Below are 13336 nucleotides of genomic sequence, written 5' to 3'. Positions count from 1 at the left end.
GCACGGCGCCAAGCCGGACGCGGGCGACAGGGGAATAGCACATGACGGATGTCCGGGCCTCGGCGGCACCGCCGTTCCGGCTGAGCATGCTGGTCAACGACCGGCGGTATCGGTCCCTGACCTTTCAGGTGATCGTGTTCATCCTGGTCATGGCCGCCGCGTGGTGGCTGATCGGGAACACGATCCAGAACCTGGCCCTGATGGGCAAGAGCTTCGATTTCGGCTTCCTGTTCCAGCGCGCGGGCTATGACATCCCGCAGACGCCGATCCCCTACACCGCCGACGACACGCATCTGCGCGCCTCGGTCGTGGGGCTTCTGAACACCCTGATCGTGGCCGTGCTGGGCTGCATCGCCGCGACCGTGCTGGGCGTCATCGTCGGCGTCGCGCGCCTGTCGAAGAACTGGCTGTTCGCGCGCCTGATGACCGTCTTCGTCGAGATCTTCCGCAACATGCCGCTGCTGCTGTGGATCCTGATCGTCTATGCGATCTTCACCGAGATCATGCCGCCGCCCAACGCCTTCCGCGGCGACACGCCCACGGCCAGCATGATCCTGTTCGACAACGTGGCACTGACCAACCGCTATACCGCGCTGCCGACGCTGGCGATGACCAACGATCCGGGCAGCCTGGACCTGGGCGCGCGGGTCACCATCAACTGGGCGACCATCGCCTTCGTCGTGGCGCTGGTCGGCGGCTGGTTCGTGCGCCGCGCGATCCGGGCCTGGGCGCAGGGCGTTCAGGACCGCACCGGCGTGCGCCCCACCACCTGGTGGATGACCCTCGCGGTGATGACCGTGCCGTCGCTGGCGCTGATCGCCTATTTCGGCCTGCACCTGGAGGCGCCCACGCTGCAGGGCTTCAACTTCACGGGCGGGCTGAACGTCTCGAACTCGCTGGTCGCGCTGTGGCTGGCGCTGACGCTCTATACCGCGGCCTTCATCGCCGAGATCGTGCGCGCCGGCATCCTGGCCGTCAGCCGCGGCCAGTCCGAGGCGGCCTTTGCCCTGGGCCTGCGCCCGAACCGCACGATGAACCTGGTGATCCTGCCGCAGGCGCTGCGGGTGATCATCCCGCCGCTGATCTCGCAATACCTGAACCTGACCAAGAACAGCTCCCTGGCTATCGCGGTCGGCTACATGGACCTGCGCGGCACCCTGGGCGGCACCACGCTGAACCAGACCGGCCGCGAACTCGAGGCGATCGTGCTGATGATGCTGACCTATCTGGCGCTCAGCCTGATCATCTCGGCGGGCATGAACGTCTTCAACGCCCGCGTCAAACTGAAGGAGCGGTGAGATGAGCGACACCCACGCCCAGACCGTCGCCTTCGTCCGCGACACCATGCTGCCCGCCGCGGCGCCCCCCACCCGTGAATCGGGGGCGGTGCGCTGGCTGCGCGACAACCTGTTCTCGGGGCCGGTCAACACGGTGCTGACCCTGCTGGGTCTGGCCATCGTCTGGTTCCTGGTCGCGACCTTCGGCGACTGGTTCGCCCATTCGGTCTGGAACGCCTCCAGCCTGAACGAATGCCGCGAGATCATCAGCGCCACTTGGGGCCCCGACGCGCGGGGCGCCTGCTTCGCGGTGATCCGCGAGCGCTGGAACCAGTACCTGTTCGGCTTCTATCCGCAGCATCTCTACTGGCGCCCGACGATGACCTTCGGCCTGCTGATGGTCGCGCTGATGCCGGTGCTGTTCTCGGCCTCGCTGAAGATCCGGCGCGTCGTGCTGGGCATCACCGCGCTGGTCACGCTGGCCGCGATGGTGGCCCTGGGTGCGCCCGCGGGCTGGCTGGTCTTCGCGGTCGTGGTGCTCGCGGCGGGGCTGATCCTGTCCGAGCGCAACATCGCGCTGCTTCTGCCCTTCTCGATCCTCTTTCCGCTGCTGGGGGTCTGGCTGCTCTGGGGCGGCTCGCTCTGGGGGCCGATCTTCGTGCTGGCGGGTCCGGTCCTGGGCTGGATCGCCTGGCGGGTCCTGTCGCGCGTGTCGCCGCTGCTGGCGACGGTCGCGGCGATCCTGGTGACGGTCCTGTTCTGGCTGTTCCTGACCGGCGACGCGGCCCGCGACGCCGAGTCCCTGCTGCCCCTGTCGATCGAGGCGGTGCGGTCGGACCGGTTCGGCGGCTTCCTGCTGTCGATGACCATCGGCGTGGCGGGCATCGCCCTGTCGCTGCCCCTGGGCATCGTGCTGGCGCTGGCGCGGCAGTCGGACATGTTCCTGATCAAGTCGCTGTCGGTGATCTTCATCGAGTTCATCCGCGGCGTGCCGCTGATCACGCTGCTGTTCGTGGCGTCGCTGCTGCTGAACTACTTCCTGCCGCCGGGCACGAATTTCGACATCATCCTGCGGGTCATCATCATGGTGACGATCTTTGCCGCCGCCTACATGGCGGAGGTGATCCGCGGCGGTCTGGCGGCCCTGCCCAAGGGCCAGTACGAGGCCGCCGACGCCTTGGGCCTGGATTACTGGAAGGCCCGGCGGCTGATCGTGCTGCCGCAGGCGCTGAAGATCTCGATCCCGGGGATCGTCTCGACCTTCATCGGCATGTTCAAGGACACCACGCTGGTGACCTTCGTGGGCCTCTACGACCCGCTGAAGTCGATGTCGGACGCCGTGCGTGCCAATGTCGAATGGAAGGGCATCTACTGGGAGCCGTTCATCTTCGTCGGCGCCATCTTCTTTCTCATCTGCTTCGGCATGTCGCGATACTCGATGTATCTGGAACGCCGCCTGCAGCGCGACCACAGGTAAGGACCTCCCGCCATGGAAACCATCGAACGCCAGATCGACCGCAGCCAGATGCGCGTGAGCGACGAGGTCGCGATCGACATCCGCAACATGAACAAGTGGTACGGATCGTTCCACGTCCTGCGCGACATCGACCTGACCGTGCATCGCGGAGAGCGCATCGTCATCGCCGGCCCCTCGGGGTCGGGGAAGTCGACGCTGATCCGCTGCATCAACCGCCTGGAGGAGCATCAGTCCGGCCATATCGTCGTGGACGGGGTCGAACTGACCAGCGACATCAAGAACATCGACAAGGTCCGCTCCGAGGTCGGGATGGTGTTCCAGCACTTCAACCTGTTCCCGCACCTGACCGTGCTGGAGAACTGCACGCTGGCGCCGATCTGGGTGCGCAAGGTGCCCCGGAAGCAGGCCGAGGCGACCGCCATGCGGTTCCTGGAGAAGGTGAAGATCCCCGAACAGGCCGGGAAATATCCGGGCCAGCTGTCGGGCGGCCAGCAGCAGCGCGTGGCCATCGCCCGCTCGCTCTGCATGCAGCCCAAGATCATGCTCTTCGACGAGCCGACCAGCGCGCTGGACCCCGAGATGATCAAGGAGGTCCTCGACACCATGATCGAGCTGGCCGAGGAGGGGATGACGATGATCTGCGTGACCCACGAGATGGGCTTTGCCCAGGCCGTGGCGAACCGCGTGATCTTCATGGATCAGGGCCAGATCGTCGAGCAGAACACCCCCAAGGAGTTCTTCAACAATCCCAAGTCGGAACGCACCAAGCTGTTCCTCAGCCAGATCCTGGGCCACTGAAGGCATCGCGCAGGGCGGGACGGTCCCGCCCTGCGCATCGCTGGCTCAGGCCCGGCCGTCCAGCCGGACGAAATCCATCACGCTGCCCTGGCCCGGACGGATATCGGCCCAGCTGTCGACCTGAAAGTCCACGACCAGCGTCGCAGCGGTCGGATAGCGGCGGAAATCCGGGTCCATCGGCGCGCGCGCGGGCAGCATCGCCGCCAGTTCGCTGATGCCCGGATTGTGGCCGATCATCATCACCGTGGGCATGGTCGCGCTTTTCAGAATGGCCAGCATCTTCTCGGCACCGGCCTGATAGAGGCCCGGTTCGGTGCGGAACAGCGGCCGCACCTCGAGGGGGGCGCCCGCGATCACCGCCCAGGTCTCCTGCGTGCGCGCCGCCGAGGAGCAGATCACCTCCTCGGGCTCATAGCCGCGGCTGGCCATCCAGTCGCCAAGCGCACGCGCCGAGCGACGCCCGCGGTCGTTCAGGGGCCGGTCATGGTCGTCCAGCGTGGGATCGTCCCAGGCCGATTTCGCATGGCGGGTCAGGATCAGGCGTCGGTGTCCGGTCGGGGTCATGAAATTGCTGCCTTTTGCCATGCCGTCAGTTTCGGCAGCCTGCCACAGCCCTTGGCAGGGGGGCAAGCGGATCGCGCACCCCCCGACCGCTTTCGCCGGTCACAGCGGGCTGTCGACCTGACGCAGGCCGCGCGGCGTCACGCGGGGCTGGGTCGTGCGGATCAGCGATCCGGCGCCATGTTCGGTGAACAGCTCCAGCAGGCAGGCATTGGGCACGCGTCCGTCCAGGATGACGACGGCGCGGACGCCCTCGTCCAGCGCCATGAGCGCGGTCTCGGTCTTGGGGATCATGCCTCCGGCGATCTGCCCGTCGGCGATCATCGCGCGCACCTGATCGGGATGCAGCTGCGTGACCACCTGACCCGAGGCGTCCTTGACCCCCGACACGTCGGTCAGCAGAAGCAGGCGGTCCGCCTTCAGCGCCCCCGCGATGGCCCCGGCCGCCGTGTCGCCGTTCACGTTGAAGGTCTCGTTGTCCTCCATGCCGGTGGCGACGGGGGCGATGACCGGGATCATCCCGGCGGTGTAGAGGTCGCGGATGATCTGCACGTTCATCTCGACCGGACGGCCGACGAAGCCCAGTTCGGGATCGTCCGCCTCGCAGACCATCATGTCGTCGTCCTTGCCCGAGATGCCCACCGCGCGGCCGCCCGCGTCGTTGATGGCCTGCACGATGCGCTTGTTCACCAGGCCCGACAGCACCATCTCGACCACCTCGACGGTCTCCTTGGTGGTCACCCGCTTGCCGCGCACGAAGCGGCTCTCGATGCCCAGCCTGCCCAGCAGTTCGTTGATCATCGGTCCGCCGCCGTGGCAGACGACCGGGTTCATGCCGACCTGCTTCATCAGGACGATGTCGCGGGCGAATTCGGCCATGGCGTCGTCGTCGCCCATGGCGTTGCCGCCGAACTTGACCACGACGACGGCCCCGGAATAGCGCTGCAGATAGGGCAGCGCCTCGGACAGCGTGCGCGCGGTGGCGATCCAGTCACGGTTCATCTTCTGTGCTCTCATCCTAGGGGCCCCGATCTGACGGGGCGGACCCTAGGACGCCCGGCGCGATCAGTCCAGCCCGGCGATGATCGCGCGCAGCGTGGCGATGCCGTGGCCCTTCTCCGAGCTGGTGACGACCAGTTCGGGATAGGCGGCGGGATGCTTCTGCAGCGCCTCCTGCACCTGCTCCAGCACAGGTTTCAGCGCGTTGGGGCCCAGCTTGTCGGTCTTGGTCATCACCACCTGGAACGGCACGGCCGAGCGGTCCAGAAGGGTCATGATCTCGTGATCGACATCCTTCACCCCGTGGCGCGAATCGATCAGGCAGAAGGCGCGGCGCAGCGTCTGCCGCCCGGCCAGGTAGGATTTCAGCAGCGCCTGCCATTTCGCGACCACCGCGACGGGGGCCTTGGCGAAGCCGTATCCCGGCAGGTCGACCAGATAGGCACGCTCGCCCAGGGCGAAATAGTTGATCTCCTGCGTGCGGCCCGGCGTGTTCGAGGCGCGCGCGATGCCCTTGCGGCCGGTCAGCGCGTTGATCAGGCTGGATTTCCCGACATTCGAGCGGCCCGCGAAGCAGACCTCGGGGCGGTCGGCCGGGGGCAGGCCGTCCATGTGGACGACGCCCTTGACGAAATCGACCGGTCCCGCGAACAGCAGGCGGGCCTCCTCCGCCTTGGCGGCTTCGGGTTCGGGGGCGATGGGAAAGGCGACTTTCATGCGTGGACCTGATCCTGAAGGCGGATCGGACCGCCGGTGACGACCTCGGCAAAGACGCCGAAGTCGGTGTGGCCATACAGGCTCTCCAGCGTGCGCACCATGTCGATGTCGCGACGGCCGGTGGCCGTGTCGGCGCCGGTGGCGTCGCAGCGGCCGATATGGTCGGTGACGCGCAGCAGGGCCGCGCCGATGCGCAGCTCGCGCCCGATCAGGGCGCGCTCGGCCCAGGGCGCCCAGCCCGCGATCCACAGATTGCCGCGCCAGCGATCCGTGCCGGGGGCGATGCCGCAGCGCCCCGCCAGATCGGCCAGGCTGGACAGCGACAGGACCGAGATCAGGGGCGCGCGCTGATCCGTCCAGACGCCCGCGCCGCGCACCAGCCGGGTGGGGGCAGGGGCCTCGGCCGGCCAGAGCGGGCGCAGCCAGTCGATCAGCCGGTCGCCCTCCCGCTCGGGGTCCAGCGCCAGGTCGGGACGGCGCGGATGGCGCAGATGCAGCAGGCCGTCGCACCAGCCGCCGGTGATCGCCTGCAGGTCGAGGCTTGCGACGCCGCGCAGGAAGCAGGATTTGGGCAGCCAGCGGTCGGGCTCGCCGTCGGTCTGGCTGGCCAGGGCGTGACGCTCGCCCGCCTCGGTCAGGATCGCCCATTCGCGATCACCGGGCAGACGGCGCCCGGGTTCGAGCGTGACGGCGTCCAGCCCCTCACCGCCGACCGACTTGATCGGATGGCGGCGGATCAGGGCCAGATGCGCCGTCACTTTCCGACGCCCGGCTTGTCGCCCGCGCCCTTGCGCTTGGGCATGGAGGACTTGATGTTGCCGAACAGGTCCGGCCGGTGCCCATGCATCGACATGATCGTGTACTGCTGCAGGATCGTGATCACGTTGTTGGTGATCCAGTAGAGCACCAGACCCGAGGCGAAGCCGCCCAGCATGAACATGAAGATCCACGGCATCCAGGCAAAGATCATCTTCTGCGCCGGGTCGGTGGGGGCCGGGTTCAGCTTCTGCTGCATCCACATGCTGATGCCCAGGAGGATGGCCAGCGCGGGAAGCGACAGAGAGTGCAGCAGCGTCCCCTGGACCGGTGCCGCATAGGGCAGCAGGCCGAACAGGTTCAGCAGGCTGGACGGATCGGGGGCCGAGAGGTCCTGGATCCAGCCGAACCACGGGGCATGGCGCAGTTCGATGGTGACGAAGATCACCTTGTAGAGCGAGAAGAAGATCGGGATCTGCAGCAGGATCGGCAGGCAGCCCGCGGCGGGGTTCACCTTCTCCCGCTTGTAGAGCTCCATGACCTCCTTCTGGAACTTCATGCGGTCGTCGCCGGTGCGGTTCTTGATCTCCTCCATCTGCGGCTGCAGTTCCTTCATCTTGGCCATCGAGATGTAGGATTTGCGGGCCAGCGGGAAGACCAGCGTCTTGAGCACGAAGGTCAGCGCGATGATCGCCCAGCCCATGTTGCCGATGATGCCGTGCAGCCAGTGCAGCAGCTGGAAGATCGGCTTGGTCAGGAAGTAGAACCAGCCCCAGTCGATCGAATCGACGAAACGCTGGATGCCGGGCACCTCCTCGTAGCTGCGGATGACCTCCCAGACCTTGGCGCCGGCGAAGAGATAGCTGTCCGCGCTCAGCGTGGTGCCGGGCTGGACGGTCTGCATCGGGAAGCGGGCTTCGGTCTGATAGATGTCGGCGCCGTCGGCATATTTCACGACCGCGGTGAAGGCCTGGCCCGGCGCGGGCGCCAGCGAGGTCATCCAGTACTTGTCGGTGAAGCCGATCCAGCCGTTGCCGGTGACCTCGAAGACCTCGGCGCGGCCCTCGCGCTCGACCGGCTCCAGCTCGGCCAGATCGTCGTAATCCATCTCGACCAGGGTGCCGTCGACCATGCCGACCACGCCCTCGTGCAGGATGAAGTTGTTCTGCGTGTCGGGGCGGCCGTGGCGCGCGATGATGCCGTAGGGCGCGGCCGAGAAGGCGGCGTCGCCGTTGTTCTCGACGCTCTGCCCGACGGTGAAGAGATAGTTCTCGTCCAGGGCGAAGGTGCGGCGGAAGGTCTGGCCCGCGCCGTTGTCCCAGGCCAGCGTCACCGGCTGGCCAGGGGCCAGCGTCTCGCCGGATTCCAGCGTCCAGAGGGTGGCGGGGTTCGGCACCAGGTCGGCCGACACGCCCGGGCCGGGGGTCCAGCCGTAGACGGCGTAGTAGGGCTTGTACTGGGCGCTGTCGACGCTGACCCGGTCGTCGGCCGTGGCCGAGGAGGGCGTCAGCAGACGCACGTCGGGCGAGCCCTCGTCGATCGTCTCCTGGTAGCGGGTCAGCAGCAGGTCGTCGATGCGCCCGCCCGCCAGCGAGATCGAGCCCGAGACGGCCGGCGACTGGATGGCCACGCGCCCGGCGGGTTCGGCCGTGGCGGGGGCGTTCTCCAGATCGGCGGGTGCTGCCGCCGCGGTCTGGGCGGGCGTGGCCAGCGGCTGGTCGCCGATGCTCTGCTCCGTCAGCGGCTGTCCCGACGGCTGGTCCGAGACGGGTTCCGGGGCGAAGACCGTGTACCAGACCAGGATCACCAGGAACGACAGCACCGTCGCCAGGATCAAATTGCGGTTGTTGTCTTCCATTCCGTCACCACCGTCATGCGTCAGTCAAGGGGGGGTTCAACAGAACGCACCCCCAAAGGTCAAGCGGATTTGCCGTGCGGTGCAGGAATACAAGGGTGATCGGCGGGATCAGCCCCTGCGCGCGATGGTCGGAAGGCGTGCGGCGGCCTGGGCATGGCGGGTCAGGAACTCCAGGCTGTCCGCCAGCGGCATCGGCCGGGCGATGGCATAGCCCTGAACCTCGTCGCAGCCCATCTGCGCCAGGAAGGCGTATTCCTCGCGCGTCTCGACCCCCTCGGCCAGCGCCGAGATGCCAAGCCGTTCGGCCAGGGCCAGGATGGCCAGGATCATCCGCTGCTGCGCCTCGTCGATGTCGCAGGCGGTGACGAAGCTGCGGTCGATCTTGATGCGGTTGATGCCGAACTGCCGGATCGCGTCCAGGCTGGCATAGCCGGTGCCGAAGTCGTCCAGGTCGATCTGGCAGCCCGCCGCGGCCAGCTTGCGCAGGTTGTCGCGGGTCTCCCCGCTGCTGGAAACGGGGCCGACGCTCTCGAGGACCTCGACGACCAGACGGTGCGCGGGGATCTCGTGGCGGTCCATCTCCCACAGCAGGCAGTCCGCGAAGCCGCGGTCGGACAGCTCGCAGTTCGACACGTTGATCGACACCGTCGGCACCTCGAACCCGGCGCGGTCCCAGGCCTTCAGCGCATCCATCGCCTGCGACAGGATCAGCAGGGTCAGCGCGTTGTGATCGGCGGGCGTCATCTGCGGGATGAAGGCGCCCGGAGCCAGCAGCCCGCGCGTCGGATGGTTCCAGCGCGCCAGCGCCTCGAAGCCGGTGATCTGGCCGGAATGGCAGCAGACCTGCGGCTGGAACCATGCGACCATCTGTCCCGCCATGACCGCGTCGCTGACCGTGGCCGTCAGGCCGGGCGCGCTGAGCGTCGGGTCGTGCGGATAGAGCCGCAGCTGTCCCAGGGCCGCATCCTCGACCATCGTCATGCGCTGCAGCGCGTGGTCGGTCAGGCTCTGGATCGAGGGCATGTTGGGCGCCTCTGCATGGATCAGCACGCCGGTCATCACCGGGGTGACGTGGCGCCCGGCCAGCGGCACGGGCGTCTGCCCCTGCCGGTGCAGGCGGCGCGCGACCTGCAGGGCGTCGCGGTCCGTCCGGTCGCGCAGCACGAAGGCGAAGAGGCCCGGCGCCAGGATCCGGACCGGATCATAGGGGCGCACCGATCCGCCCAGGCTCATGGACAGCTGCACCAGCAGATGCCCCATGGCGGCCTTGTCCAGGATCGAGCCCAGGGTCTCGGTGTTCTCGAGGCGCAGCAGCAGCAGGCTGCGCGACCGCTCCGGGCTGCCGGTGGCACGGCGCATCAGGCTGCGGAGCGGAGAGAGCCAACGGCGCAGATTCTTGGACATACCGGACCTTTCACGGAATCACCGGTCCAGAACTACGTCAAATTGCTTGTCGGTGGGTTAACCATCCAGCTCCGCGGCGCGAAAAATCGGCGGATTTTCGACCGGGTTCCCGGCTTCGGGCGGAAAAATTGCGGAAAAGTCGAACAGTTCCGGGTCCAGCAGATGCGAGGGCCGCACGTTCATCAGCGCCCGGAACATCACCTGACGCCGGCCGGGCGTGCGTGATTCCCATTCGTCCAGCAACCGCTTGACCTGGACGCGCTGCAGACCCTCCTGGCTGCCGCAGAGGTCGCAGGGGATGATCGGATAGGCCATCGCGCGGGCGAAGCGCTCGCAATCCGCCTCGGCCACATAGGCCAGCGGGCGCAGGACGGTCAGGTCGCCCTCCTCGTTCAGCAGCTTGGGCGGCATCGTCGCCAGGCGGCCGCCGTGGAAGAGGTTCATGAAGAACGTCTCCAGCATGTCGTCGCGGTGATGGCCCAGGACCACGGCCGAACAGCCCTCCTCGCGGGCGATGCGGTAGAGATTGCCGCGGCGCAGGCGCGAACACAGCGCGCAGTAGGTCCGCCCGGCCGGCACCTTCTCCTTCACGATGGAATAGGTGTCCTGATATTCGATGCGATGCGCCACGCCGCGCCCCTTGAGGAACTCGGGCAGCACGGTGGCCGGAAAGTTGGGCTGCCCCTGGTCCAGGTTGCAGGCCAGCAGCTCCACCGGCAGCAGGCCGCGCCATTGCAGCTCATGGAGCACCGCCAGCAGGGTATAGCTGTCCTTGCCGCCCGACAGGCAGACCAGCCAGCGGTCGCCGGGGCGGACCATGGCGTAATCCTCGATCGCGGCGCGGGTCTCGCGGATCAGCCGCTTGCGCAGCTTGCGGAACTCGGTGCTCTGGGGGGCGCCGGCGAACAGGGGGTGAATCTCGGTGCTGTCCGCGTCGTCAAGGATGATGGCATCGGTCATGGTGGCCCTCGTCATGGTCGGGATCGGCGCCGGGCACCGGATCATAGCCGTGCCCGCCCCAGGGATGGCAGCGCCCGAGGCGTCGCAGCACCAGCCAGCCGCCGCGCAGGGCGCCGTGCCGGGCCAGCGCGTCCAGCGCATAGGCCGAACAGGTCGGCTGGAACCGGCAGGCATGCCCGACCCAGGGCGAGGCGATCAGCCGGTAGCCCCGCACCGGCAGCGCGAACAGGCGCGCCAGCGGGCTCATCGGTGAATCTTGCCCATGGCGCGGGCGAAGTCGTCGCGCAGGTCGGCGAAGTCGCGGCTGGCGGTCGCCTCGGGGCGTCCGACAAGCACATAGTCCCATCCGGGCAGGGCCAGGCCGGGCATGCCGAGACGCGCGACCTCGCGCAAGCGGCGCTTGGCGCGGTTGCGGGCCACGGCATTGCCGACCTTCTTCGAACAGGTGAAGCCGATCCGGGCGGGGTCGTCGTCATCGCGACGGCGGGCCTGCAGCAGGAATGCGGGCATGGCCTGTCGGCGCGCCTTCGCGGCGGCCAGGAACTCGGCCCGCTTCTGCAGGACGGGCGGCATGCGAAATGCCGCCGTGCCGGCATCCGGATGCTGTGGATCAGCGGGATGCGGCATGGACGGCATGTCGAAAGCCTTCATGGGGCGGTCGCAACCGCCGGCAGGACCCGGACGGATCAGGCCGACAGACGCTTGCGGCCCTTGGCGCGGCGGCGGTTCAGCACCAGACGGCCGCCTTTGGTGGCCATGCGGGCGCGGAAGCCGTGACGGCGCGCACGAACGAGGTTCGACGGTTGGAAGGTGCGCTTCATGATCGGTCTCCGGATCGGTTCTTGCGGGGCGGACCGGGACGGGGCAGATTGCAGGAAACTGCCCTGCGCCACGGCGCCGGTTGTTCGAAGCCCGCTGGATAGTGGAGCATCCGGCGCGCGTCAACCGCAGAAACCCCGAAATCCGTTGTGATCGGTCGGCGGAACCCCGCGTCGATCACATTCGTTTGATGTGCAAACCCCGGCCTGCTTGGCTGACAAGGCCGCCCCGCGCACCCATAACCCGGACAAGATGCATCTGAACACGATCTCCGGCCGATTCGCAGCCCTGACGACGATGTTCGTCATCCTTGCAGAGCTGTTCATCCTGCTGCCCTCGATCGCGGGCTTCAGGCTGGACTATCTTGAGCTGCGGCTGGAGCGGGCGCAGATCGCCAGCCTTGCGCTGCTGGCGACGGACGAATCGCTGGCCTCGGACCTCGAATCGGAACTGCTGCAGAATGCCGGCGTCTTCAACGTCGTGCTGCGCCGCGACGACATCCGGCAGCTGGTCCTGTCCTCTCCGATCCCCGGACCGATCGCGGCGACCTATGATCTGCGCTCCGAAGGCGTCCTGCAGACCATCGACGATTCGCTGGCCGCGCTGGCCGACGGACAGAACCGCGTCATCCGCGTGATCGGGGCGCCGGTGAACCAGGCCGGTCAGCTGATCGAGATCACCATGGAGACCGCGCCGCTGCGCGAGGCGATGATCGAGTACGGGCTGCGGCTGCTGGCGGTGTCGGCGGCATTTTCGATCCTGACGGCGGTGCTGCTGTTCATGGCGGCGCAGCGGCTGATCCTGGTGCCGATGCGCCGCGTCATCAGCCACATGACCGCCTATGCCAATGCGCCCGAGGACAGCCGCCACATCATCATCCCCGACGCGCGCCTGGCCGAGCTGAACGAGGCCGAGACCGCACTGCAGTCGATGCAGAAGACCGTGACCTCGTCGTTGAAGCAGAAGGAGCGGATGGCGCAGCTGGGCCAGGCGGTCGCCAAGATCAGCCACGATCTGCGCAACATCCTGACCACGGCGCAAATCTTCGCCGACCGCCTGGAGGAGAGCGCCGACCCGAAGGTGCGGCGTGCCGCGCCCAAGCTGGTGAACTCGATCACCCGCGCGGTGAACCTCTGCGAGACGACGCTGGCCTTCGGCAAGGCCGAGGAGCCCGCGCCGACCCTGTCGCGCTTCAACCTGGCGCAGCTGGCGGCCGAGGTGATCGAGGCCGAATCGCTGGCCGGCGAGGCCGCCGGGCAGGTCGAGTTCCTGACCGACATCCCGCCCAGCCTGATCATCCGCGCCGACCGCGATCAGCTGTACCGCGTGCTGGCCAACCTGGCCCGCAACGCGCGTCAGGCCATCGAGGGCACCCGCAAGCCCGGCACGGTCGAGATCGGCGCGGGCGAGGGCGAGGCCGACTGGTGGATCAAGGTCTGCGACACCGGGCCGGGCCTGCCCGACAAGGCGCGCGAATATCTGTTCAAGCCCTTCACCGGCAGCGCGCGGCGCGGCGGCACCGGCCTTGGCCTGACCATCGCCGCCGATCTGGTGCGCGGCCATGGCGGGCGGCTGGACCTTCTGCGCAGCGACGCCGATGGCAGCCAGTTCTGCATCCAGATCCCGCGTGGCATGGCCGATCCGGTCAGCCACGCCTGAGGGCCGGCGCGGGCCTTGGCCGGGGCTGCGCAAAAAGGTTTCATCTTTTTG

At 67.8% G+C, this 13336-nt stretch carries 14 protein-coding genes; 4 read left to right on the top strand and 10 right to left on the bottom strand.

What is annotated here, in order from left to right; all coding sequences use genetic code 11:
- The first annotated feature begins 41 nt into the window (after nt 1-41).
- The 3 genes from AACG61_RS13025 to AACG61_RS13015 are packed head-to-tail and all read left to right on the top strand — an operon-like array spanning nt 42 to nt 3552.
- The gene (locus AACG61_RS13025) at nt 42-1298 is read left to right on the top strand and encodes an amino acid ABC transporter permease (RefSeq protein WP_411837538.1); all 1257 of its coding nucleotides are present in this window, start codon (nt 42-44) and stop codon (nt 1296-1298) included.
- Nucleotide 1299: 1 nt separating this feature from the next.
- Nucleotides 1300-2754, top strand: a complete 1455-nt coding sequence (locus AACG61_RS13020) for an amino acid ABC transporter permease (RefSeq protein WP_411837537.1) — start codon at nt 1300-1302, stop codon at nt 2752-2754.
- Nucleotides 2755-2766: 12 nt separating this feature from the next.
- Entirely contained in the window at nt 2767-3552 is a 786-nt protein-coding gene (locus AACG61_RS13015; RefSeq protein WP_411837536.1) for an amino acid ABC transporter ATP-binding protein, read from the top strand.
- 45 nt (nt 3553-3597) lie between these two features.
- Here AACG61_RS13015 and AACG61_RS13010 read toward each other — a convergent pair whose 3' ends face one another.
- The 10 genes from AACG61_RS13010 to rpmH all read right to left on the bottom strand — a co-directional run bounded on the left by AACG61_RS13010 (nt 3598) and on the right by rpmH (nt 11628).
- Nucleotides 3598-4116, bottom strand: coding sequence for a SixA phosphatase family protein (locus tag AACG61_RS13010; RefSeq protein ID WP_411837535.1), 519 nt, complete (start codon nt 4114-4116; stop codon nt 3598-3600).
- A 99-nt stretch (nt 4117-4215) separates the two neighbouring features.
- Nucleotides 4216-5115 (bottom strand): acetylglutamate kinase, encoded by a 900-nt coding sequence (gene argB / locus AACG61_RS13005; RefSeq protein ID WP_411837534.1) that lies wholly within the window; start codon nt 5113-5115, stop codon nt 4216-4218.
- A gap of 63 nt (nt 5116-5178) precedes the next feature.
- Complete coding sequence (gene yihA / locus AACG61_RS13000; protein WP_411837533.1) at nt 5179-5829, bottom strand: ribosome biogenesis GTP-binding protein YihA/YsxC; 651 nt, start codon at nt 5827-5829, stop codon at nt 5179-5181.
- Nucleotides 5826-6587 (bottom strand): MOSC domain-containing protein, encoded by a 762-nt coding sequence (locus AACG61_RS12995; RefSeq protein WP_411837532.1) that lies wholly within the window; start codon nt 6585-6587, stop codon nt 5826-5828. The genes yihA and AACG61_RS12995 overlap by 4 nt, the downstream gene beginning before the upstream one ends.
- Nucleotides 6584-8443, bottom strand: a complete 1860-nt coding sequence (gene yidC, locus AACG61_RS12990) for a membrane protein insertase YidC (protein ID WP_411837531.1) — start codon at nt 8441-8443, stop codon at nt 6584-6586. Before yidC ends, AACG61_RS12995 begins: the two co-directional genes overlap by 4 nt.
- Nucleotides 8444-8551: 108 nt before the next feature.
- Entirely contained in the window at nt 8552-9847 is a 1296-nt protein-coding gene (locus AACG61_RS12985; protein ID WP_411837530.1) for an EAL domain-containing protein, read from the bottom strand.
- Between the two features lie 57 nt (nt 9848-9904).
- Nucleotides 9905-10807, bottom strand: a complete 903-nt coding sequence (gene ttcA, locus AACG61_RS12980) for a tRNA 2-thiocytidine(32) synthetase TtcA (RefSeq protein ID WP_411837529.1) — start codon at nt 10805-10807, stop codon at nt 9905-9907.
- A complete protein-coding gene (gene yidD, locus AACG61_RS12975) occupies nt 10785-11054 on the bottom strand; it encodes a membrane protein insertion efficiency factor YidD (RefSeq protein WP_411837528.1) in 270 nt (89 codons plus the stop codon). The genes ttcA and yidD overlap by 23 nt, the downstream gene beginning before the upstream one ends.
- The gene (rnpA, locus tag AACG61_RS12970; RefSeq protein ID WP_411837527.1) at nt 11051-11380 is read right to left on the bottom strand and encodes a ribonuclease P protein component; all 330 of its coding nucleotides are present in this window, start codon (nt 11378-11380) and stop codon (nt 11051-11053) included. Before rnpA ends, yidD begins: the two co-directional genes overlap by 4 nt.
- Before the next feature lie 113 nt (nt 11381-11493).
- Nucleotides 11494-11628, bottom strand: coding sequence for a 50S ribosomal protein L34 (gene rpmH, locus AACG61_RS12965; protein ID WP_042247969.1), 135 nt, complete (start codon nt 11626-11628; stop codon nt 11494-11496).
- Nucleotides 11629-11878: 250 nt separating this feature from the next.
- On the opposite strand from rpmH, the gene AACG61_RS12960 reads away from it, so the two are divergent.
- Entirely contained in the window at nt 11879-13285 is a 1407-nt protein-coding gene (locus AACG61_RS12960; protein ID WP_411839520.1) for a sensor histidine kinase, read from the top strand.
- The last annotated feature ends 51 nt before the right edge of the window (nt 13286-13336 follow it).

Origin of the sequence: Paracoccus sp. ME4 (assembly GCF_046736325.1) — a bacterium.
GTDB lineage: Bacteria > Pseudomonadota > Alphaproteobacteria > Rhodobacterales > Rhodobacteraceae > Paracoccus.
The sequence above is the reverse complement of the archived record's forward strand: the minus strand, read 5'-3'. Positions and strand labels throughout refer to the sequence as shown.